The organism is Micromonospora noduli, from assembly GCF_003264475.1.
Taxonomy (GTDB): domain Bacteria; phylum Actinomycetota; class Actinomycetes; order Mycobacteriales; family Micromonosporaceae; genus Micromonospora; species Micromonospora noduli.
Window position 1 is genome coordinate 146,679 of sequence record NZ_PYAC01000023.1, and the last position, 21,049, is coordinate 167,727.

Annotated in this window: 26 protein-coding genes; 13 read left to right on the forward strand and 13 right to left on the reverse strand. The window is 71.5% G+C overall.

The features are described from left to right. Nucleotides 1–52: 52 nt before the first annotated feature. Nucleotides 53–472: a VOC family protein gene (locus tag MED15_RS22765; protein WP_167457708.1), complete on the forward strand. Its 420-nt coding sequence runs from the start codon at nucleotides 53–55 to the stop codon at nucleotides 470–472. Further along, a complete protein-coding gene (locus MED15_RS22770; RefSeq protein ID WP_112586774.1) occupies nucleotides 469–888 on the forward strand; it encodes a VOC family protein in 420 nt (139 codons plus the stop codon). Before MED15_RS22765 ends, MED15_RS22770 begins: the two co-directional genes overlap by 4 nt. Nucleotides 889–952: 64 nt before the next feature. On the opposite strand, the gene MED15_RS22775 is transcribed toward MED15_RS22770, so the two are convergent. The 5 genes from MED15_RS22775 to MED15_RS22795 all read right to left on the reverse strand — a co-directional run bounded on the left by MED15_RS22775 (nucleotide 953) and on the right by MED15_RS22795 (nucleotide 7,433). Beyond that, entirely contained in the window at nucleotides 953–1,780 is an 828-nt protein-coding gene (locus MED15_RS22775; RefSeq protein ID WP_112736883.1) for a flagellar basal body-associated FliL family protein, read from the reverse strand. A gap of 170 nt (nucleotides 1,781–1,950) precedes the next feature. Beyond that, nucleotides 1,951–4,011: a 3-hydroxyacyl-CoA dehydrogenase NAD-binding domain-containing protein gene (locus MED15_RS22780; protein WP_112584920.1), complete on the reverse strand. Its 2,061-nt coding sequence runs from the start codon at nucleotides 4,009–4,011 to the stop codon at nucleotides 1,951–1,953. Next, nucleotides 4,008–5,201, reverse strand: coding sequence for a thiolase family protein (locus tag MED15_RS22785; RefSeq protein ID WP_112584922.1), 1,194 nt, complete (start codon nucleotides 5,199–5,201; stop codon nucleotides 4,008–4,010). The genes MED15_RS22780 and MED15_RS22785 overlap by 4 nt, the downstream gene beginning before the upstream one ends. A gap of 232 nt (nucleotides 5,202–5,433) precedes the next feature. Then, nucleotides 5,434–6,765 carry a ribonuclease D gene (locus MED15_RS22790; RefSeq protein WP_112736885.1) on the reverse strand — a complete coding sequence of 444 codons (1,332 nt, stop codon included), beginning with the start codon at nucleotides 6,763–6,765 and terminating at the stop codon, nucleotides 5,434–5,436. Between the two features lie 95 nt (nucleotides 6,766–6,860). After that, nucleotides 6,861–7,433, reverse strand: coding sequence for a DUF3000 domain-containing protein (locus MED15_RS22795; protein WP_091400652.1), 573 nt, complete (start codon nucleotides 7,431–7,433; stop codon nucleotides 6,861–6,863). Nucleotides 7,434–7,582: 149 nt separating this feature from the next. Here MED15_RS22795 and hemE point away from each other — a divergent pair, with 149 nt between their 5' ends. From hemE to hemQ, 3 genes are read left to right on the forward strand one after another with little or no spacing between them, the layout of a single operon-like run. Next, a complete protein-coding gene (gene hemE / locus MED15_RS22800) occupies nucleotides 7,583–8,680 on the forward strand; it encodes a uroporphyrinogen decarboxylase (RefSeq protein WP_112584926.1) in 1,098 nt (365 codons plus the stop codon). Between the two features lie 6 nt (nucleotides 8,681–8,686). After that, nucleotides 8,687–10,096 (forward strand): protoporphyrinogen oxidase, encoded by a 1,410-nt coding sequence (gene hemG, locus MED15_RS22805; RefSeq protein ID WP_112584928.1) that lies wholly within the window; start codon nucleotides 8,687–8,689, stop codon nucleotides 10,094–10,096. Then, nucleotides 10,093–10,794: a hydrogen peroxide-dependent heme synthase gene (gene hemQ, locus MED15_RS22810; RefSeq protein WP_112604237.1), complete on the forward strand. Its 702-nt coding sequence runs from the start codon at nucleotides 10,093–10,095 to the stop codon at nucleotides 10,792–10,794. The genes hemG and hemQ overlap by 4 nt, the downstream gene beginning before the upstream one ends. 129 nt (nucleotides 10,795–10,923) lie before the next feature. Here hemQ and MED15_RS22815 read toward each other — a convergent pair whose 3' ends face one another. The 5 genes from MED15_RS22815 to MED15_RS22835 all read right to left on the reverse strand — a co-directional run bounded on the left by MED15_RS22815 (nucleotide 10,924) and on the right by MED15_RS22835 (nucleotide 14,593). After that, nucleotides 10,924–11,403 (reverse strand): GNAT family N-acetyltransferase, encoded by a 480-nt coding sequence (locus MED15_RS22815; RefSeq protein ID WP_112604239.1) that lies wholly within the window; start codon nucleotides 11,401–11,403, stop codon nucleotides 10,924–10,926. Nucleotides 11,404–11,495: 92 nt separating this feature from the next. After that, entirely contained in the window at nucleotides 11,496–12,581 is a 1,086-nt protein-coding gene (locus tag MED15_RS22820) for a lytic polysaccharide monooxygenase auxiliary activity family 9 protein (RefSeq protein ID WP_112736887.1), read from the reverse strand. Between the two features lie 118 nt (nucleotides 12,582–12,699). After that, nucleotides 12,700–13,155 carry a GNAT family N-acetyltransferase gene (locus MED15_RS22825; protein ID WP_112584932.1) on the reverse strand — a complete coding sequence of 152 codons (456 nt, stop codon included), beginning with the start codon at nucleotides 13,153–13,155 and terminating at the stop codon, nucleotides 12,700–12,702. Nucleotides 13,156–13,179: 24 nt separating this feature from the next. Then, nucleotides 13,180–14,121: a DMT family transporter gene (locus tag MED15_RS22830; protein ID WP_112584934.1), complete on the reverse strand. Its 942-nt coding sequence runs from the start codon at nucleotides 14,119–14,121 to the stop codon at nucleotides 13,180–13,182. A gap of 211 nt (nucleotides 14,122–14,332) precedes the next feature. Then, nucleotides 14,333–14,593 (reverse strand): Prokaryotic metallothionein, encoded by a 261-nt coding sequence (locus tag MED15_RS22835; protein WP_091400670.1) that lies wholly within the window; start codon nucleotides 14,591–14,593, stop codon nucleotides 14,333–14,335. 156 nt (nucleotides 14,594–14,749) lie between these two features. Here MED15_RS22835 and MED15_RS22840 point away from each other — a divergent pair, with 156 nt between their 5' ends. The 3 genes from MED15_RS22840 to MED15_RS22850 all read left to right on the forward strand — a co-directional run bounded on the left by MED15_RS22840 (nucleotide 14,750) and on the right by MED15_RS22850 (nucleotide 16,570). Beyond that, a complete protein-coding gene (locus tag MED15_RS22840) occupies nucleotides 14,750–15,025 on the forward strand; it encodes an isoamylase early set domain-containing protein (RefSeq protein WP_112737007.1) in 276 nt (91 codons plus the stop codon). A gap of 109 nt (nucleotides 15,026–15,134) precedes the next feature. Next, nucleotides 15,135–15,875, forward strand: a complete 741-nt coding sequence (locus MED15_RS22845) for a lytic polysaccharide monooxygenase (RefSeq protein ID WP_112736889.1) — start codon at nucleotides 15,135–15,137, stop codon at nucleotides 15,873–15,875. Between the two features lie 254 nt (nucleotides 15,876–16,129). Then, entirely contained in the window at nucleotides 16,130–16,570 is a 441-nt protein-coding gene (locus tag MED15_RS22850) for a DUF305 domain-containing protein (protein ID WP_258399425.1), read from the forward strand. A gap of 26 nt (nucleotides 16,571–16,596) precedes the next feature. Here the strand turns inward: MED15_RS22850 and msrB are convergent, their stop codons facing one another. Beyond that, on the reverse strand, nucleotides 16,597–17,001 hold the full coding sequence (msrB, locus tag MED15_RS22855; RefSeq protein WP_091400676.1) for a peptide-methionine (R)-S-oxide reductase MsrB: 405 nt from the start codon (nucleotides 16,999–17,001) through the stop codon (nucleotides 16,597–16,599). Nucleotides 17,002–17,048: 47 nt separating this feature from the next. On the opposite strand from msrB, the gene ligD reads away from it, so the two are divergent. Beyond that, nucleotides 17,049–18,086 (forward strand): non-homologous end-joining DNA ligase, encoded by a 1,038-nt coding sequence (ligD, locus tag MED15_RS22860; protein WP_112699336.1) that lies wholly within the window; start codon nucleotides 17,049–17,051, stop codon nucleotides 18,084–18,086. A 28-nt stretch (nucleotides 18,087–18,114) separates the two neighbouring features. On the opposite strand, the gene MED15_RS22865 is transcribed toward ligD, so the two are convergent. Together MED15_RS22865 and MED15_RS22870 are read right to left on the reverse strand one after the other, a co-directional pair. Then, a complete protein-coding gene (locus tag MED15_RS22865; RefSeq protein ID WP_244220544.1) occupies nucleotides 18,115–18,570 on the reverse strand; it encodes a MarR family winged helix-turn-helix transcriptional regulator in 456 nt (151 codons plus the stop codon). Further along, nucleotides 18,567–19,415 carry an MBL fold metallo-hydrolase gene (locus MED15_RS22870; RefSeq protein WP_244220545.1) on the reverse strand — a complete coding sequence of 283 codons (849 nt, stop codon included), beginning with the start codon at nucleotides 19,413–19,415 and terminating at the stop codon, nucleotides 18,567–18,569. Before MED15_RS22870 ends, MED15_RS22865 begins: the two co-directional genes overlap by 4 nt. 99 nt (nucleotides 19,416–19,514) lie before the next feature. Between MED15_RS22870 and MED15_RS22875 the strand changes: the two genes are divergently transcribed. From MED15_RS22875 to MED15_RS33595, 4 genes are all read left to right on the forward strand, one after another. Beyond that, nucleotides 19,515–20,129 carry a YdeI/OmpD-associated family protein gene (locus tag MED15_RS22875; protein ID WP_091400680.1) on the forward strand — a complete coding sequence of 205 codons (615 nt, stop codon included), beginning with the start codon at nucleotides 19,515–19,517 and terminating at the stop codon, nucleotides 20,127–20,129. Between the two features lie 61 nt (nucleotides 20,130–20,190). Next, complete coding sequence (locus tag MED15_RS22880) at nucleotides 20,191–20,670, forward strand: DUF2975 domain-containing protein (RefSeq protein WP_112584946.1); 480 nt, start codon at nucleotides 20,191–20,193, stop codon at nucleotides 20,668–20,670. Next, nucleotides 20,670–20,885, forward strand: a complete 216-nt coding sequence (locus MED15_RS22885; protein ID WP_030336216.1) for a helix-turn-helix domain-containing protein — start codon at nucleotides 20,670–20,672, stop codon at nucleotides 20,883–20,885. The genes MED15_RS22880 and MED15_RS22885 overlap by 1 nt, the downstream gene beginning before the upstream one ends. Beyond that, on the forward strand, nucleotides 20,882–21,046 hold the full coding sequence (locus tag MED15_RS33595; protein ID WP_167457709.1) for a hypothetical protein: 165 nt from the start codon (nucleotides 20,882–20,884) through the stop codon (nucleotides 21,044–21,046). The genes MED15_RS22885 and MED15_RS33595 overlap by 4 nt, the downstream gene beginning before the upstream one ends. Nucleotides 21,047–21,049 lie beyond the last annotated feature (3 nt).

The window sequence follows — 21,049 nt, forward strand, 5'->3', positions numbered from 1 at the left end:
ACCCCGGGTCCTCGCAGGCTGACCCCCGGCGGCGGAGCGTCCCCATCCGAAGATGGAGAGACCACCCGTGTATCCACGGATCCGCAACATCAGTTTCGACTGCCACGACACGTACACCCTGGCCGGCTTCTGGTCGGCGGTGCTCGGCTACGCCCGGCTCCCGGAGGACGTTCCGGGTGACCCGGAAGCTGCCCTGCTGCCGCCGGACGGTGCCACGCCGAACATGTTCTTCCAAGCGGTGCCCGAGGACAAGGTGACGAAGAACCGGGTCCACATCTGCCTGGAACCGGTCGACCGGACCCGCGACGAGGAAGTCGACCGGGTACTCGGCCTCGGGGCCAGCATGGTCGTCGACCGGCGGCGCACCGACGGGACGGGCTGGGCGGTTCTCGCCGACCCGGAGGGGAACGAGTTCTGCGTGGTCCGCAGCGCCGGGGAGCGGATCGACACCACTGTGGAGGACCAAGCATGAGTTCGACGATCCACAACATCAGCATCGACTGTCACGACACGTACGCCCTCGCCGGCTTCTGGGCGCAGGTCTTCGACTGCCCACGGCAGCCCGATGACTTCCCCGGCGACCCGGAGGCGATGCTCCTGCCGCCGGGTGGCCCGGAGGTGCTGTTCATCGCGGTGCCCGAGGGCAAGACGGTGAAGAACCGGCTGCACCTGGACCTGCAACCCGCCGACCGGACCCGGGCCGAGGAGGTCGAGCGACTGCTCGGCATCGGCGCGACGCTCGTCGCCGACCACGTCGGCCCGACCGGTGGTGGTTGGGTGGTGCTCGCCGACCCGGAGGGCAACGAGTTCTGCGTGCTCGGCAACGCCGCCGAGCGGGCGGCCGCGGCAGCGGCGCGGGCTGCGGCAGCGGTTTCCGAACCGGCCTGACCGTCGACGTACGGCGCGGGGCCCCGGCCACCCGAGGGTGGCCGGGGCCCCGGTCTCGTACGGATCAGGACTGTTGCTCGACCTGGCCCCGGATCGCGGTGAACTCGGCCTTCGCCTGGTCGGCGGACTTGAAGTACATCACCACCATGCCCAGGCTGCCCCGGTCGGTCCAGACGCAGATGCCCAGCGGCACGGTGTCGGCCTTGCCGTCGCCGCAGCGCGCCTCACCGCCCAGCGGGCCGGCGTCGACGGCCGTCATCTCGCCCACCGTCAGCTGCTTGGACAGGCCGTCCACGTAGGCGTCGAGCTCCTTCTTCGGGTCCGACAGCAGCCCGGACACGGCCGCGATCATGACGAGGTCCTGCTTGGTCGGGTCGCCGTAGAAGGCGGCGACAGTGCTCGTCTCGTTCCCCGCCGCCGTCTTCATCCCACTGACCGCCTGCTCGGCGGCAGTCAGGAGCTCCGGGTTGGTGAGCTTCGGCCGGCCGGCGAGGGTGGCCGGCGCGACCACCCGGGTCTTGCTGGCGTCCACGACGGCGCCCACGTCGTCCTTGACGACGAACCAGGTGATCGCCACGCCACCGAGGCAGAGCACCAGCACCGCGGCCAGCACGATCAGCACGATCTTGCCGACGTTCGACTTCTTCGCCGGGGGAGGGCCGCCGGCCAGGTTCGGGTCACCGTACGGCTGACCCGGCTGCGCGGGCGGGAACCCCGGCTGCGCGGGCGGGAAACCAGGCTGCGCGGGCGGGAAGCCCGATTGCGCGGGTGGGAAACCACCGGGCTGCTGCGGCTGTCCCTGTTGCTGCGGCGGCGGCCAACCGCCAGGCTGCTGCGACGGGTCGGGGGAATCGTGCGGCGGGCCGTAGGGATTGGCCGGCGGCTGGGACATCAGTCAGCTCCAAGATGGGTGTGCAAAACGCGTGATCCTAACCCGGTGCGAAGCGCGCCGTTGCCCCTGCGGAAACCCGCAGCCGGCGATCGACTGATCACAAACGGTCGCGGTGGCCGGTCCGCCCACGAGGGACGGTCCGACCACCGCGACGGTGGTACAGGGATCGGTCAGGCCGGCAGGCTCGCCGCACCACGCGGCAGGAACCGCTGGCCGGTGACCCGCTCGGAGGTGCCGGTCCGGTCCAGGTACGGCGTGACGCCACCCAGGTGGAACGGCCAACCGGCACCCAGGATCATGCACAGGTCGATGTCCTGCGCCTCGGCGACCACACCCTCGTCCAGCATCAGCCGGATCTCCTGCGCGAGCGCGTCGAGGGCGTTCTGGCGTACCTGCTCGGCGGTCAACGGCTGGTCACCCACCACGAGCAGCTTGGCGACCTCCTCGTTGACCTGGTCGTCAACCACGATCGGCCGACCCGAGTCGGCGATCCGCTTGAGGTTCTCGCTGACCCCGAACCGGTCCGGGTACGCGGCGTGCAGGGTGCCGCCCACGTGGTACGCGACGGCCGGCCCGACCAACTGGAGCAGGGCGAGCGGACGCATCGGCAGGCCCAGTGGGTCCAGTGCGCTGTTCGCCACGTCCAGCGGGGTGCCGGCGTCGACGGCGGCGAAGACGGTGCCCAGGAAGCGGGTGAGCAGCCGGTTCACCACGAACGCCGGGGCGTCCTTGACCAGCACGCTCGACTTCTTGAGCTGCTTGCCCACTGCGAACGCTGTCGCCAGGGTGACGTCGTCGGTGCGTTCGCCCCGGACGATCTCCAGCAGCGGCAGCACCGCCACCGGGTTGAAGAAGTGGAAGCCGACCACCCGTTCGGGGTGCTCCAACTCGGCGGCCATCTCGGTGATCGACAGCGAGCTGGTGTTGGTGGCGAGCACCGCCTCGGGGGAGACGATCTTCTCCAACTCGGCCCAGACCTGCTTCTTGACGCCCAGGTCCTCGAAGACCGCCTCGATGACGAAGTCCGCGTCGGCGAAGGCGCTCTTGTCGACAGTGCCGCTGACCAGGCCGTACAGCTTGGCGGCGGTGCCCTTGTCCATCCGGCCCTTGGTGACCGCCTTCTCGATCTGGGTGTGCACGTAGCCGACGCCCTTGTCCACCCGGGACTGGTCGAGGTCGGTCATCACCACTGGCACCTGGAGGCGTCGGGCGAACAGCAGCGCCAGTTGGCTGGCCATCAGACCCGCGCCGACGATGCCGACCTTGGTGATCGTGCGAGCCAGGCCCTTGTCCGGTGCGCCGGCCGGGCGCTTGGCCCGCCGCTGCACCAGGTCGAACGCGTACAGGCCGCTGCGCAGCTCCTCGGAGAAGACCAGGTCCGCGAGGGCCTCGTCCTCGGCGGCGGTGCCGGCGGCGAAGTCGCCGTCCTTCGCCGTCTCCAGCAGGTCGAGCGCCTTGTACGCGGCCGGGACCGCGCCGTGCAGCCGCTGGTTCAGCGTCTCCCGGGCGAAGTAGAGCACGCCCGCCCACATGTCCTTGTCGACCTCGGGTCGGGTCACTGTGACCTGGCCCCGGACCACGCCGGCAGCCCACTCCAGGGACCGCTCCAGGAAGTCCGCCGGCTCCAACAGGATGTCCGCGATGCCCAGCTCGGCCGCCTGCTTCGGCTTGAGCATCTTGTTCTGCATCAGCGGGTTCTGGATGATCACCTGGGTCGCGGCGGGGATGCCGATCAGGTTCGGCAGCAACTGGGTGCCGCCCCAGCCGGGTACCAGTCCGAGGGAGACCTCGGGCAGCGCGAGGGCCGCCGCGCCGCCGGAGAGCGTCCGGTAGTGGCAGTGCAGCGCCAGCTCCAGGCCACCGCCCATCGCCGCGCCGTTGACGAACGCGAAGGTGGGGACACTGCTGTCCTTGAGCCGGGCGAAGACCCGGTGGCCGAGCCGGCCGATCTCCAGCGCCTGCGCGCGGTCGGCGAGCTGCGGCAGGCCGACGATGTCCGCGCCCACGCAGAAGATGTACGGCTTGCCGGTGACCGCGATGAACGCCGGGTCGGCGGCGAGCGCGGCGGTGATCGCCTCGTCCAGGCTGGCCAGCCCACCCGGGCCGAAGGTGTTCGGCTTGGTGTGGTCGAAGCCGTTGTCCAGCGTGATCAGGGCGGCGGGCCGGTCCAGCCCCGGCACGTTCACCTGGCGCAGCAGCGCCCGGGTGACGACCTCGTTCGGTGCCTTCACTTGTCGCCCTCCCAGTGCGGGTTCTCCCAGATGACAGTGCCGCCCATGCCGATGCCGATGCACATCGCCGTGAGGCCGTACCGGACCTCGGGGTGCTCGGCGAACTGGCGGGCCAGCTGCGTCATCAGCCGCACGCCGGAGGAGGCCAGCGGGTGACCGATGGCGATGGCACCGCCCCACGGGTTGACCCGCGCGTCGTCGTCGGCGATGCCGAAGTGGTCGAGGAAGGCGAGCACCTGCACGGCGAACGCCTCGTTCAGCTCGAACAGGCCGATGTCGTCGATGCTGAGCCCGGCGAGGCGCAGCGCCTTCTCCGTCGACGGGATCGGGCCGACGCCCATCACCTCCGGCTCGACTCCGACGAAGCCGAACGACACCAGCCGCATGGCGACCGGCAGGCCCAGCTCGCGGGCGGTGGCCTCGTCGGCCAGCAGACTCGCGGTGGCGCCGTCGTTCAGGCCGGCCGCGTTGCCTGCGGTGACCTTGCCGTGCGGGCGGAACGGGGTCTTCAGGGTGCCCAGCTTCTCCAACGAGGTGTCCCGCGGGGCCTCGTCCACAGTGGCCAGACCCCAACCGCCCTCGGCGTCGCGGATCGACATCGGCACCAGGTCGTCCTGGAGCTTGCCGTTGGCGTACGCCTTGGCGGTCTTCTGCTGCGAGGCCAGCGCGAACGCGTCGGTGCGCGCCTTGGTGATGTGCGGGACCAGGTCGTGCAGGTTCTCCGCGGTGGAGCCCATCACCAGCGCGGACGGGTCGACCAGCTTCTCCGCGATGATGCGCGGGTTGGGGTCGACGCCCTCACCCATCGGGTGGCGGCCCATGTGCTCGACGCCACCGGCGATGGCGATGTCGTACGCGCCCATGGCGATGCCGCTGGCCACTGTGGTGACAGCGGTCATCGCCCCCGCGCACATCCGGTCGATGGCGAAGCCGGGAACGGTCTTGGGTAGCCCGGCCAGCAGGGCGGCGGTGCGGCCGATGGTGAGGCCCTGGTCGCCGATCTGGGTGGTGGCCGCGATGGCGACCTCCTCGACCCGCTCCGGGGGCAGCTGCGGGTTGCGACGCAGCAGTTCCCGGATGCAGCGGATCACCAGGTCGTCGGCGCGGGTGTTGGCGTACATGCCACCCGCCTTGCCGAACGGGGTACGGACGCCGTCGACGAAGACGACGTCGCGAACTTCACGGGGCACTTGAGCCTCCTATTCGACCGTGATCGGCCTTCGCGCCGGGCGGCACGCCGGACCGAACAAGGGTCGCCGACACGGGCACGTTTCCCTCGAATGCTACTCGCCAGTAACCAACCCCGTCCCCACCCCCGCCTGTGGCCCACCCCACACCCGATTCCGGTCGATCATGAAGTTGTTGCCGAGACACGCCAGCGCGTGTGGCAACAACTTCATGATCAACAGCGGGAGGGGCGGATCAGGAGAGGGTGGGGGTTTTCGGGGTCAGGGCTCCGGTCAGGTCGGGGGTGAGGAGGCCGATCTGCCACTCGCGGGCGTTGAGGCCGCGCAGGGTCTCCGCCACCGACTCCTCGGTGATCTCCTCCGGCGGGGTCCAGGCCAGCCGGCGGACCGAATCGGGAGTGATCAGGTTTTCCGGCGGAAGGTTGTGCTCGCCGGCGATGCGGATCACGACCTCCCGGCAGCGGGCCAGCCGACCGGCCGCCACCGGGTCCCGCTCGGCCCACCGGTGCGGCGGAGGCGGGCCCTCCACGACCGGCGAGACCGGCAGGGAATCCTCCGGCAGCTGCCGGGCGTCGTCGAGCGCGGCGAGCCAGGTGCGGGCCAGCCGACGGACCGACCGACCACCGAAGCCGGGCAGGGTCAGCAGAGTCTTCTCGTCCTTCGGGTCCAGCTCGGCCGCGGCGATGATCGCCGAGTCCGGCAACACCCGACCGGGAGCGGCGTCCCGCCGGGCCGCGATCTGGTCCCGGGCGTACCACATCGAGCGGACCCGGGCCTGGGCCCGCGCCCCCCGCAGCCGGTGGATGCCCGAGGTACGCCGCCACGGCTCCGCCCGGACCCGGGGCGGGCGTGCCCCGGTGCGGACCAGCGCGGCGAACTCCTCCGCGGCCCAGGCCGACTTGCCCTGCCGGGTCAACTCGGCGTCCAGCGCGTCGCGCAGGTCGGTGAGCAGCTCCACGTCGAGGGCGGCGTACGTCAACCACGACTCGGGCAGCGGTCGGCTCGACCAGTCGGCCGCCGAGTGGTGCTTCTCCAGGGTGAACCCGAGCAGCTGCTCGGTGAGCGCGGCAAGCCCGACGCGTTCGAAGCCGGCCAGCCGAGCCGCAAGCTCGGTGTCGAACAGACGGCGTGGACGCAACCCCACCTCGGCCAGGCAGGGCAGATCCTGGCTGGCCGCGTGGAGGACCCACTCGGCTTCACCGATCACCGCGTCCAGCGCGCTGAGGTCGGGCAGGGGCAGCGGGTCGATCAGCGCCGTGCCCGCACCGGCCCGGCGCAGTTGCACCAGGTACGCGCGCTGGCTGTAGCGGTAGCCGGAAGCCCGTTCGGCGTCCAGGGCGACCGGGCCGGTGCCCGCCGCGAAGCGGGCCACGACCTCGGCAAGCTCGGCCGGGGCGGCCACCGGATCGGGGGTGCCGTCACGCGGGGCGATCAGCGGAACGGGCCCACCGTCGGCCGGGTCGGCCCCCTCGCCCGCCGGCTGCGGCTGGGCCGACTGCGGGTGCTGGGGTGCGTTTCCCGGAAGTTCTTCGGTGGGCCGACGGCGCAGGGGTGGTTCGTCGGTCACCTGCCAACCCTAGTGCGCGCGGAGATCCGGCGGGTGCAGCCGGTCCGGCGTGTGTCGATCAGGTGTCCGCAAAGTGGCCTCCCGAGGGCCGAATGTCAGGCTGCGCCGGCCGGGCGGCGGTCGGAGAGGGCGGTGACGCCGGGTGGGGGGAGACCGGCGGTGGAGGCGAGCAACGCGCACCAGCCGAGCAGGTGTGGGGTCAGGTCGTCGTCGATCGGCGTCCAGGACGCGCGGATCTCGATGTCACCGATGGTGGGTGGCCCGGCGAGATCGCCGAACCGGGTCGACATGGTCTGCGTCACCGTTCCGCCGATCGCCCGGTGGCCGGCGTCCTGGGCGTCCAACGCGTCGGTCAGCCACGTCCAGCCGACCCCGGGCAGCAGCGGGTCGGCGGCCAGATCGACCTCCAGCTCGGCGGTCACGTAGGTGACCAGCCGCAGGGTGCCCTGCCACGCCTCGTGCCCGACCGGATTGTGCAGCAGGATGAGCCGGCCGGTCGCCACCTCGTCGTCGTCGCGCAGCACTGTCGCGGCGAGCGCGAACGCGTACGGGGCCAGCCGCTGCGGGGCGCCGACCTCCTCCAGGGTGATCTCCGGCCGCGGGGCGGCCGACCGCAGCCCGGCGACCGCGCGGGCGAACGTCTCCGGGAGCGCGATCGGGGGGGCCATGTCGGCAGCCTATGCCGACGCCCGCCCCCCGCTTCGACGGCGCGCCGACGCTCACCGAGGGGCCCTCGCTTCGACTCCCAGGTAAGGAACGGTGCCCTTCCTCTCACCCCCACCCGGTTGGGGGTGGCGGGCGTGGCACGATTGCGGCGATGACCACGGACACCACGGGCACTGTCGCCCGAGACGGAGATTCCCGCCCCGGCGGACCGGCCGACTCGCCCTTCATCAGGGCCTGCCGACGTCGGCCCGTCCCGCACACCCCGGTCTGGTTCATGCGCCAGGCCGGCCGCTCCCTTCCGGAGTACCGGGAGATCCGGGCGAGCGTGCCGATGCTGGAGTCCTGCCGGCGCCCGGAGCTGGTCACCGAGATCACCCTCCAGCCGGTGCGCCGACACGGCGTGGACGCGGCGATCCTGTTCAGCGACATCGTGGTGCCCGTCGCCGCGGCCGGGATCGACCTGGACATCGTGCCGGGCACCGGCCCGGTGGTGGCCGAGCCGATCCGCACCGCCGCCGACGTGGAACGGATCCGCCGGATCACCCGTGACGACGTCTCGTACGTGGATGAGGCCGTCCGGCAGTTGGTGGTCGAGCTGGGCGACACCCCGCTGATCGGTTTCGCCGGCGCGCCGTTCACGCTGGCCAGCTACCTGGTCGAGGGCGGGCCGTCGCGCACCCACGCGAAGACCAAGGCCCTGATGTACGGCGACCCTGAGCTGTGGCACGCGCTCTGTGCCCGCCTGGCCGAGGTGACGCTGGCCTTCCTGCGGGTGCAGATCGAGGCCGGCGTCTCCGCCGTGCAGCTGTTCGACTCGTGGGCCGGCGCGCTCTCCGAGGCCGACTACCGCCGTTTCGTGCTGCCGCACTCGACCACCGTGCTGAGCGGGCTGGTCAACTCCGAGGTGCCGCGGATCCACTTCGGGGTGGGCACCGCCGAACTGCTCGGCGCGATGGGTGAGGCCGGGGCCGACGTGGTCGGCGTCGACTGGCGTACACCGTTGGACGTGGCCACCGGTCGGATCGGCGCGGACAAGGCGGTGCAGGGCAACCTGGACCCGTGCGTGCTGCTCGCGCCGTGGCCCGTTGTCGAGGCCGAGGTGCGCCGCATCCTGGAGCAGGGCCGGGCGGCCCCCGGGCACGTGTTCAACCTCGGCCACGGGGTGCTGCCGGAGACCGACCCGGAGGTGCTGACCCGGGTGGTCGCGCTGGTGCACGAGCTGTCCAGCCGCCGAGCCGACCAGGGCTGACCGGGAATGCGGCAGCCCTGGCGGGTGGCGGTGGTCGGCGGCGGGATCGCCGGCCTGGCCGCCGCGGTCCGCCTGCGCGACAGCGCACCGGCCGGCACCGAGATCACTGTGTACGAGCAGTCCGGCGTGCTGGGCGGGAAGCTGCGCACCGGGGAGCTGGCTGGTCAGCCGGTGGAGTTCGGCGCGGAGTCGTTCCTGATGCGCGACCCGACCGGCGCCGAGAGTGCGGCGGTGGCGTTGGCCCGCCGGCTCGGGCTGGCCGAGAAGATCGTGCACCCCACGGTGGGGCAGGCCGCGCTGGTCATCGACGGAGGGCTGCGCCCCATCCCGGGCGGCACCCTGGTGGGCGTACCCGGGGATCTGGATCGGGTGGCCGCGGTCGCCCGCCCGGCCGCGGACGCCGACACCGACGGCGGTCGGCCGCTGGTCGGGCCGGACGCGGACGTCTCGGTGGGCGCGCTGGTCCGGTCCCGCTTCGGCAACGAGGTGGTCGAGCGGCTGGTCGACCCGATGCTGGGCGGCGTGTACGCCGGCCGTGCCGACGATCTTTCCCTGGTCACGACGATGCCGGCCCTGGCCCGCACGGCCCGGGTGGAGCACACCCTGGTCGGCGCGGTCCGGGCCGCGCAGGCCGCCGCGCCGCGTGCGCCCGGCGCCCCGGTCTTCGGCACCCTCGCCGGTGGGCTGAGCACCCTGATCGAGGCGGCGGTGACGGCCAGCGGCGCGACGGTGCGGCGGGACGCCGCCGTGCGCGAGTTGACCCCGACCGGCACCGGCTGGCGGCTCACCGTCGGCCCGACGCGTGACCCCCAGCTGGTGGACGTGGACGCCGTGGTGCTGGCGGTGCCGGCGCGACCGGCGGCGCGGCTGCTCGCCGGCCCAGCGCCGGCGGTGGCGGCGGGCGTCGGCGCGCTGGACTACGCGAGCGTCGCGCTGGTCACCATGGCGTTGCCGCAGCCGCGACTGCCCGAGCTGTCCGGCTTCCTGGTGCCGAGCACCGAGGGCCTGCTGATCAAGGCGGCGACTTTCTTCACCACCAAGTGGGGGCACCTGCGCCGGCCCGACGGGTTGGCCCTGGTGCGCGCCTCGGTGGGCCGGTACGGCGAGGAGGCGCACCTTCAGCGCCCCGACGCGGACCTGGCGGCCACCGTGCACCGGGAGCTGTCGGCGGTGCTCGGCACCCCGCTGCCCGCCCCGGTCGACGGGCACGTGCAGCGGTGGGGCGGTGCGCTGCCGCAGTACGCGCCGGGGCACGCCGACCGGCTCGCCGCCGCGCGGACGGCGCTGCGGGCCGCGCACCCCACACTTGTCCTCGCCGGCGCCGGCTACGACGGCGTCGGTATCCCGGTCTGCGTCCGCTCCGGCGAGACGGCGGCCGAAGAGATCATCACAGCACTGGGAGGATCGGCGAGATGACCGAGCAGACCAACGCGGCCCGGTTGCGGGAGCTGAACGACAGCATCCGTTACACCATGTGGTCGGTGTTCCGGGCCAGCTCCCCGCTGCCGTCGCTGCGGGACAACGTCACCGGCGAGGTGGTGTCCCTCTTCGACGAACTGGCCGGCAAGGACGTCGTGATCCGGGGCGTGTACGACGTCTCCGGCCTGCGCGCCGACGCGGACGTGATGATCTGGTGGCACTCCGCGTCCCCCGACGCGCTCCAGGACGCTTACCTGCGGTTCCGCCGCACCACGCTGGGCCGGGCGCTGACCCCGGTGTGGTCGCAGATGGCGCTGCACCGGCCGGCGGAGTTCAACAAGAGCCACATCCCGGCGTTCCTTGCCGGTGAGGAGGCTCGCCCCTACATCTGTGTGTACCCGTTCATCCGCTCCTACGAGTGGTACCTGCTGCCGGACGCCGAGCGGCGCGAGATGCTGGCCGAGCACGGCAAGATGGCCCGCGGCTACCCGGACGTGCGGGCCAACACGGTCGCCTCGTTCGCGCTCGGCGACTACGAGTGGATGCTCGCCTTCGAGGCCGACGAGCTGCACCGGATCGTCGACCTGATGCGGGACCTGCGCGCCTCCAGCGCCCGCCGGCACGTCCGCGAAGAGGTCCCGTTCTACACCGGCCGCCGCCGTTCGGTAGCCGAGATCGTCAACTGCCTGGTCTGAGCCGCCCCCGCCCCGCCCTCGCTGATCTTGCAGTTTCTGTCCCGGCGAAAAGCGCATAAGCCGCGATCGGGCGACCGAAAGTGCAAGATCGCGGGAATGTGGGGGTGCGGGGCAGGGAGGGCGCCGGGGTCAGAGGGGGCGGAGCATCACCTGTTCGCCGTCGGGCGTCAGGTTGCCTGGCTCGTCGGTCATCCGGAAGCCGGCGCGGCGGTAGAGGGCCGTCGCTCGCGCGTTGTCCGGCATGACGTTGAGGCGTAGCCGGTCGGCGCCGGCCCTGCGGGCCCACTGCGCCACCTCGTCCACCAAACGGTCTGCGACACCCTTGCCGCGGGCGTCGGGGTGCACCCACATCGAGATCAGGTCCATCATCAGCGGGTCCGGCGTGGGTACACCGCTCGACATCCCGACCGGGCGCCCGTCCAGGACGGCCACCAGGTTGTATGAGTTGGGGATGCTCAGCCGGTCGCGCCAGCGTTGCTCGCGGTCGCCGTCGCCCTGCCAGTCGGCGAGCCGGGAGCCGAACGCTCCCGGTGCCTCGGTGAGGGCGGCCAGCCGCAGTTCACGCCAGGTAGGCCAGTCGTCGGGGGTGAGCACCCTGATCTCGATCATGTGGGGATGGTGCCCGGACGGACTGCCGGGCACCACCGCATTTCCCACCGTCCGGCGCCGCACCCCCGCCCGGGTGCGGCGCCGGACGGGGATCAACTGGTCGTCGTACAGGAGACCAGCGGAACCGGGTTGCTGCCGTTCCACGAGCCGAGGAATCCGAACGTGGTGCTCGCGCCGGCGGCGAGGGTGCCGTTGTTGTTGGTGTTACGTGCGGTGACCAGCGTGCCGTTGGTGCTGACCGTCGCGTTCCACGACGAGGTGACCTGCTGGCCGTTGTTGTAGTTCCAGCTCACCGACCAGCCCCGGGTCGGTGAACCGCCGGCGGTCACCTTCACGTCGGCCTGGAAGCCACCGGACCACTGACCGGTCACCTGGTACGTCGCCGTGCAGGCGCCGGCCGGCGGCGGGGTGGTCGGCGGGGGCGCGGTGGGCGGGGGTGTGGTGGGCGGCGGGGGCGTGGTGGGCGGCGGTGTGGTCGATCCGCCGCCGAAGTCGACGTCGCTGCACAGGTAGTACGACTGGTCCAGGTGGCTGGCCTGCCAGACGGTGTAGACGATGTGCCGTCCGGTGCGTCCCGGCGCGCTGACCGGGATCTGGATCGAGACACCACTGGGGTCCGGGCTCCACTGGGAGGCGGGCGTGTTGCCGATCTGGCCGGCCAACTCCAGGTTGCCCCAGCCGAGTGGTTGGCTGGCCGCGTTGAAGCCCTGCTTGGTCACGTACACCCGGATGTAGTCGGCGCCGTGACGGGCCTGGTCGACGAAGCGGAGCCGGAAGTTGTTCGACACCGCTGTGGTCTTCCAGGCGCCGATGGTGTCCAGCGCGTTGTAGCGAGGGCTCTGGGTGCGTCCGCCGCTGCACAGTTGGCCGTCGGGGACGGCGGCCTGGTGGTTGCCCCCCACTCCCTCGCGGTACAGGCCGTTCCAGTTCCACATGGCGGCGGGGTCGGCCTGCCAGGCCTGCCAGCACATCGGGTCCTCGGTGGCCATCCGGGGGTTCTGGAAGTCGCTGCCCCAGCGTTGCCAGCAGCTGTAGTTACGCGAGGCGGGGTCGACGACCGAACCATGCGCCGAAGCGGGCTTGGGCAGCATGGTGGTCAGTGCGGTCGTCAACAGGAGCGTGCTGGTCGCCGCGATGGCGAACAACCAGAGCACGCGTCGTGATCGGGTGAAAGACATGGAGCCCCCGGGGGGATGAGGTCGGACGTCGACACCCGGATCGTCGGGAGTTGCCCACTCCCGTGCCTGATCGCTGGCTCCCGCGATGGCCCTACCCGGCACCATGCCAGTTCGATCGTCACCCGTCAATGGCTTCGCGTCGCATCGGCGTGTGCGGGATGCCGTCCTCGACGTACTCGGGGCCGCTGACCGTGAAGCCGTGCCGGGCGTAGAACGCGACCAGGTGCGACTGGGCCTCCAGCACGCACGGCCGGTTGCCCACCACCTCCAGCGCCGCCGTCATCAGCTGGCCGGCATGTCCGCCGCCGCGCGCCGCCGGGGCCACCACGACCCGACCGATCCGGGCGACACCGTCCGGGTCAGCCAGAATCCGCAGGTACGCCAGCGGCGCGCCGCCGTCGGTGAGCCAGACGTGCCGGGTGCCCGGCTCGACGTCCCGCCCGTCCAGCTCCGGGTACGGGCAGTTCTGCTCCACCACGAACACGTCGATGCGCAGTTTGAGCAGGTCGTGGAGGGTGCGGGCGTTCAGGTCGGCGAAGGACGCCGTCCGTAGCTCGGTGGTCTGCTGGGGCATCCACCGATGGTAGGTCGGGCGGGTTCACCGGCGGTCCGCCCGGTCGGGTGCGAGGTAGGTGGCGGCCACGGCGGTGAGCAGCAGGACACCGCCGACGATTACCGGCAGGGGGAGCGGTTCGTGCAGCAGCGCCACCGCCAGTGCCGCGGCGGTGAGCGGTTCGAGCAGGGTGAGCACTGCCGCGACGCTGCCTGGGGTGGTGCGCAGCCCGGCGTAGAACAGTGCGTACGCGACCGCCGTGGTGACCACGCCGAGGTGCAGCAGCAGCGTCACGGTGTCGAGGCGTACCGGCACGCTGACCCCGGTGACCAGGGCGAACGGCGCCAGGGTCAGCGCGCCGACCACGGTGGAGATGGTGGTCAGCGTCATCGGCGCGGTGCGCTGCGACACCTGACGGCTGATCAGGGTGGTCACCGCGTACCCGAGGCCGGAGCCGGCCGCCGCGAGCAGGCCGAGCAGCGGGGCGGGCGCCGCCGCGCCGGGGTGCTCGGTGGCGGCGGTGATCAGGACGAGGCCGGCCACCGCCGCGACCAGCGTGCCGAGTCGCAGCGGGCCTGGGAGCCGGCGGGCGTGGGCCGACTCCCAGGCCGCGGCGAGCACCGGTGCCAGGCCCAGGCTGACGATGGTGGCCACGCTGACGCCGGCCCAGGCCACGGCGGCGAAGTAGAGCGCCTGGTAGAGGCCGAGGCCGACGCCGGTGAGCAGCAGCGGTACGGGTGCGGCGCGCACTGTGGTCACGATCGTGCGGAGCCGGCCGGCGGTGCATGCCAGCAGCACGAGCGCGGCGATGGCGAGGCGGTGGAAGCCGATGCTCACCGGGCTGAGCCCGGTGCTCTCGCGCAGGAGTTGCACCGCCACGCCTGTGGTGCCCCACAGCACCCCGGTGACGGTGATCTGGATCAGGCCGCTGCGGGCGGCGTGGCCGGCGGCCGAGGCGGCCGGCAGCGCGGTGCGGGTCGTGGACACGGGAGCGCTCCGAAGGGTGAGCCGTTGACGGGGACGACGTCGACGGAGCGCGTACGACAGGGTGGCCGAGCGGGGTCAGGTCACCCGGTCGGCGAGAGGCGCGGCGCTCCGCTCAGGAGCGCGGCGGGGGCAGGACGCCCAGGAACGGCCGCATGGCGACGACCGTACCCCAGCCTGGTGTTCCGGTTGGCCCGCGGCCGGGCGGCGCCGGTCAGGCCGGGCGGGCGCCGACGGCGTCGCGGATCTCGGCGCCCACCGCGCCCTCGACGGCGCGGGCGCAGTGTGCGCAGCAGAAGAAACGGCCGTTGACCTCGACACCGTGCCCGACGATCTTGACCTGGCAGTGCTCGCAGATCGGTGCCATGCGCTGGATCGCGCACTCGAACGAGTCGAAGGTGTGCACGTCGCCGCTGACGGTGTGCACCTCGAACGCCATCCAGTAGTCGTTGCCGCAGACTTCGCAGGTTGCCACCGAAAACCTCCGTTAAATGGACAAGTACCTACAGAATCGCCCAGGTGACCCTGGCGTGGGGGCGGAACGTCGACGCCTGGCCACGACCGCGGCGTGTCGGCGTCGGCGTGTTGCCCGTTATGCCGGGTGAACCGCCGCAACCCCCGGAGGATCACCGTGATCAAGCGCAACAAGCTCTTCGGCAACCAGACCCGGGTCACCTTCTGCCTTCCCCGCGATGTCCCGCCCGGCCCGGTGAGCGTCGTCGGCTCCTTCAACGGCTGGCAGCCGGGCCGGCACGAGTTGGTGGCCCGCCGCGACGGCACCAGGACTGTGACGGTGAAGTTGCCGCCGGGGGAGTACCGGTTCCGTTACCTCGGCACCGGCGGCGTCTGGTTGGACGACGAGTCGGCCGACCAGGTCGACGACCGGGGCAGCCTGCTCCGACTCTGAGAAGGAAAACTGTCGTCATCGATGGATTTATCGATCGGAGTCTTTACTGTTAACAATGTTTAAATTACCTTGAGGGCACCCACCGGACCCTGGAGAAGGAGCTGCCCCCATGCGCCGAAGAGTCACCGTCCCGCTGGTGGCGGCGGGCGCCGTCGCCGCCACCCTCACCGTCGCCGCCCCCGCGCAGGCGCACGGCTACGTCTCCGCCCCACCGAGCCGGCAGGCGCTCTGCGCGCAGGGCCGGGTGCCCGACTGCGGGCAGATCAAGTACGAGCCGCAGAGCGTCGAAGGGCCCAAGGGCCTGCGCAGCTGCAACGCCGGAATCGCCCAGTTCGCCGTCCTCAACGACGACAGTCGGGGCTGGCCGGCCACCTCGGTGGGCAGCTCGCTGACCTTCACCTGGGTGAACACCGCCCGGCACGCCACCAGCAACTGGGAGTACTGGATCGGCAACACCCGGGTCGGCGTGGTCAACGGCAACGGCCAGCAGCCGGGCGCCACGGTGTCGCACAACGTCAATCTCGGCGGCTTCTCCGGCCGGCAGAAGATCCTCGCGGTGTGGAACATCTCCGACACGGCGAACGCCTTCTACTCCTGCATCGACGTGCAGATCGGCGGCGGAGGGTCGAACCCGACGCCCACCCCCACCACCTCACCCACCCCACGGCCCACCCCGACCACCACGCCGACCACTCCGCCCGCGCCGGGCGGCAGTTGGACGACGGGTCGGGCGTACCAGGTCGGCGACCAGGTCACCTACGGCGGAGCGACGTACCGCTGCCGGCAGGCGCACACCGCGATCCCGGGCTGGGAGCCGCCGAACGTACCGGCGCTCTGGCTCAAGGTCTGACCGCACACGGGTGCGGCCCCTGGTCGCACCCGTGTCGCCGCCCTCGCGTGAACGGAGCAACCGGCATGCCCCGCCATACCCCGCTGGCGTCCCTCGTTGCCGCTCTGCTGCTCACCGGAGCCTGCGCCGGATCTCCCACGTCGAGCCCGTCGGCCCTGCCTCAGCCGGCCCCCGCGTCCCCGGTCGGCTCGGCGGCGGCCGGGTCCGCAGGTGCCGGGTCCGCGGGCGTCGGGTCCGCGATCGAGGCGGACGCGATGAGCGGGATCGACGTGGTGTTTCTGAGCACCATGGTCGGGCACAGCGAACGCACCCTGCAGATCGTCCGGCTGGCCCGGGACCGGGTGCGCGACGACGCGCTGCGCACCCTGGCTGCCGCCGTCGAGGCGACCGAGGCCGACGAACTGGCCGCCATGCGCGGCTGGTTGCCCACGACCGGGCCAGGTGCCAGCGCGGCCGCACACCACCACGACGGGCACGGCGACGACGCCGCCCTCGACCGGCTGCGGACCGCGCCGGACGCGGACGTCGACCGAGTGCTGCGCGACGTGCTCGCCGACCACCAGCGATCGGCCGCCGACCTGGCCCGATCCCACGTCGGCGTCGGCCGCAACGAACGGGTCCGCGACCTGGCCCGGCGGATCGAGCAGTCCCGGACCGCCGAGGTCGACCTGCTCAGGGGTACGGGTACGCCCTGAGCACTGTCACGCCCTGGGTGTCCGGGTCAGCGGGGTTCCAGCTTGATGGAGACCGAGTTGACGCAGTGCCGGGTGTCCTTCGGGGTGAAGCCCTCGCCGTGGAAGACGTGCCCGAGGTGACTGTCGCAGCGGGCGCAGCGGATCTCCGTACGCGCCATGCCGAGGGTGCGGTCCTCGATCTCCTTGACCCGGCCCGGGATGGCGTCGTCGAAGCTCGGCCAGCCGCAGTGCGAGTCGAACTTCGTGTCGCTGGAGAACAGCTCCAGCCCGCAGGCGCGACAGTGGTAGACCCCCTGGGTCTTCGTGTCCACGTACTCGCCCGTCCACGGGCGTTCGGTGCCGGCCTCCCGCAGGACGTGGAACTCCTCGGGGGTCAGTCGGACCCGCCACTCTTCGTCGGTACGGGGCAGCTCGTTGTCGTCAAGACTCACCCCTCAACGGTACGTCGAACGTCGGGGGCGTGGCATAAGGTCGCGGGATGGGTGGCACCAAGGCTGCGGCCGCCGAGGTCGAGGTGGCCGGGCACACCGTCCGGCTGAGCAGTCCGGATCGGGTGATCTTCCCGCAGCGGGGGTTCACCAAGGCGGACGTCTTCCACTACTACCTCGCGGTCGGCGACGGGATCATGCGCGCTCTGCGGGACCGACCGACCACCCTGCAACGCTTCCCCGAGGGTGTCGAGGGCGAGGCGTTCTTCCAGAAGCGGGTGCCCACCCGGGGGGTGCCGCCCTGGGTGACGACCACGCAGATCACCTTCCCGAGCGGTCGGAACGCGTCGGAGCTCTGCCCGGCCGATCTGGCGCACGTGGCCTGGGCGGCGCAGATGGGCACCATCGTCTTCCACCCGTGGCCCGTGCGGGCCGCCGACGTCGACCGCCCCGACGAGCTGCGCATCGACCTGGACCCGCAGCCCGGCACCGACTTCGCCGACGCGGCGCGGGCCGCCGGCGAGGTCCGCGCGCTCCTCGACGAGCTGGGCGCGACCGGCTGGCCGAAAACCTCCGGCGGTCGGGGCGTGCACGTCTACCTGCGCATCCAACCCCGCTGGACGTTCACCGAGGTGCGCCGGGCCACCATCGCGCTGGCCCGGGAGGTGGAGCGCCGCAACCCCGACCTGGTCACCACCGCCTGGTGGAAGGAGGAGCGCGGCACCCGGGTCTTCGTCGACTTCAACCAGATGGCGCGCGACCGCACAATCGCCTGCGCCTACTCGCTGCGGGCCAACGCGCGTGCCACCGTCTCGACCCCGGTCAGCTGGGACGAGCTACCCGATGTCGACCCGGACGACTTCGACCTGCGCACCGTGCCGGCCCGGCTCGCCGAGCGAGGTGATCCGCACGCCGGCATCGACGACGCACCGTGGGACATCTCCCCGCTGCTGGAGTGGGCCGAGCGGGACGCCGCCGCCGGTCAGGGCGACCTGCCGTACCCGCCGGACCACCCGAAGATGCCCGGCGAGCCCAAGCGGGTGCAGCCGAGCCGCGCCAAGCGATCTCCCGACGAGGAGAACGCCTGAGCGCCGAGCTACCTGTGCTCGCCGAGCATCACAGGCACGACCCCGGGTCCACCGCCGTGCCGATGATCGCGAAGAGCATCCGGCGGAACACGTCGACCTCGGCCTGATTGAAGCCGGCCATCGCGTTCCGCTCCGCCTCCTCGCTGGCGTGGGCGACCCGCGCCCGTACCTTCTCGCCGGTGGTCGTGATCGCCGGAATGCGCAGCCGGCGGTCGCGGGGATCGGAGTGGCGTACGACGAGATTCTTCTGTTCGAGTCGATCGAGTTGGGTCATCAGCGTGGTCTTGTCGAGCCCGAGGGTCCTGGCCAGCTCGACCTGGGTCAGCCCGGGTGTCTTGTCGAGCGCGCTCAACACGATGTAGTCCCGCAGGTGCAAGCCGTGCCTCTCGGCCTGTTCACCGGTCACCACGTGCATCCGTTGGGCGGCGCGATGCAACAGCCAGGTGATCTCGGAGTCGAGCGACGGCGCCGGTCCAGCGGTCATCGCGCCGCACCTGACAGCAGCGGGATTCCCTCGTAGGCGCGCCGGTCGTGGGCCGGAACGACCTGCACCAGCTCGGTCAGCGCGGCCGATCGCAGGATGCCCTGTCGCACCTGTTCGGCGTCGCTGTCGGCGAGGGCCCGTAGCAGCCAGGGGCGTTCCACCCGCCGGTGAACTCCGTCCAGTTGCCAGGTCAGGTCCCCGATGAACGCGTAGCGCTGCCCGGACGGAAGGGTCACGAACGCGACCACGGACCCCGTCGTGTGGCCGCCGGCCAACGCCAGCACCAGGGAACCGTCGCCGTGGACGTCGAAGCTCGCGGAAAAGCCGAGGTACGCGGGGCCGTCGAAGGAGTATTCGCGGATCTCGTGGCCGGGCGAGACGGCGCGGAAGACCTTTCCGTCACCGTCGCTGACGGCGTACTCAAGCTCGCCCCGGTTCATCCAGACCGGAAGGTCGAGCGAGTCCAGGCCGCTCGCGTGGTCCCAGTGCGAGTGCGTCAGGAACACCCCGCGGAGCCTGGGGCGGTCGTAACCGCTGTCATTGAGCTGCTCGTGCACGGTTCGGGTGCTCTGGAAGGGGGCGCGGGCGAAGCGCGGCTGCATGGCGACGTGCGCGGCGACGTCGGCCCCGAAGCCGGCATCGATGAGGAAGTCGCCCTTCGGGTGCCGCACGAGGATGGCGGTGGCGGCGAACTGCCGCTTGTCACGGAACGAGCCACCGCGAAGGGCAAATGCCGCTCGCGTCTCGTAGGTGCCCGTGGGGAGTTGATAGATCGCCATGTCGGGTGGCGGTGTCGCCTCGGGAAGGGCAGCCGTCCACGGCTCGGGGGCAGGAAGGGTCTTCACCGCCCGATCGTACGACGTCAGATCGTCCGACGCCAGACGAACTCTTCCGGCCTGGAAGCGCGGAGCCGTAGCGTCGGACGCTGCGATTAGCCTGCCGTCATGGCGAGCACAGAGCTGGATGAGTTGATCGTCGCGGACGCCGAGGCTCTGCGGGCATGGTTGTCGGCCAACCACGCCACGTCGCCCGGCGTCTGGCTGGCCCTGACCAGGAAGGGTGGCACGGTCACGACGGTGACCTGGCAACAGGCGGTCGACGAGGCCCTGTGCGTCGGCTGGATCGACGGGCAGGCCCGTAAGCGGGATGAGGAGTCCTCCTGGATCCGATTCACTCCGCGTCGGTCCCGCAGTTCGTGGTCCCAACGCAACGTCGCCAACGTGGCCCGGCTTGAGGAGCAGGGGCGGATGCTGCCGGCGGGCCGCGCCGCGGTGGACGCCGCGAAGGCGGACGGGCGGTGGGCGGCCGCCTACGCCCCGCCGTCGGAGGCGGAGGTGCCGGCCGACCTGCTCGCCGCCATCGCCGCCGAGCCCGCCGCCCAGGCCATGCTCGACGTGCTCACCAAGGCCAACCGGTTCGCTCTCATCCATCGCCTCAATGCCGTCAAGCGGGCGGAGACCCGTGAGCGCAAGATCGGCGAATTCGTCGCCATGCTGGCCCGTCACGAGACGTTCTACCCCCAGAAGGCGAGGCCGGCGCCCGGGCCGACGTCGTCGTGAGCGGGAGCCAACGCCCCAGCAACCGATTGACTTTCGATAGGTAACGAGCGAAACTCGATGCATGGTTACGGAGCATCGAGCGGTAGCCGCTCTCAGAGTCGTACTCGGGGTCCTGTTTGTGGTCCTGATCGGGTTCCAGACGTTCTCACTGCCGGGGCAGTTCGCGCACATGGCACAGGAGTCGCCGGAGCACGCCTACCTCCGGTGGCCGTTGACCGCCGTGACGGTGTTCTGGGTGCTGTGCGTCCAAGTGGTGATCGTGTCCACGTGGCAGTTGCTCAACATGGTCAAGAACGACCGCATCTTCACCGAGGCCTCCCTGAAGTGGGTCGACCTGATCGTCTGGGCCATCGGCGCGGGGTGGCTGGTCCTCGTGGGTGTCTTCCTCTACGTCGGCTTCAACGCGGACGACCCGGGCGGTCCGATCCTGCTGTTCCTGTTGACCATGGGTGTCACGGTGCTGGGGCTCCTCATGGTGGTGATGCGGGCGCTGCTGCGGCAGGCCACCACCCTGCGGACCGACATGGAAGCGGTGATCTGATGCCCATCGTCGTCCGCATCGACGTGGAGTTGGCCAAGCGCAAGATGAGCGTCGGCGAGTTCGCCGAGCGCGTCGGGCTCACCCCCGCCAACGTGGCGGTGCTGAAGAACGGCCGCGCCAAGGCGGTCCGTTTCAGCACCCTCGAAGCGATGTGCCGAGTGCTCGACTGCCAACCCGGAGACCTGCTGGAGTGGGTCGAGGAGGAAACCCCATGAAGTACGCCCTGACCGTCGCCGCCGTTCTCGTGGTCGCCCTCGGCGTCGCCGGAATCGTGCACGGGGAGGCCGACGACTCGCCTGGCCTTCAACTCCTGGGCGTCGTGCTCGTACTCGGCGCGGTGGTGTTCGGCATCCGCAACCTTCGAGGCGGCAGTTAGCCG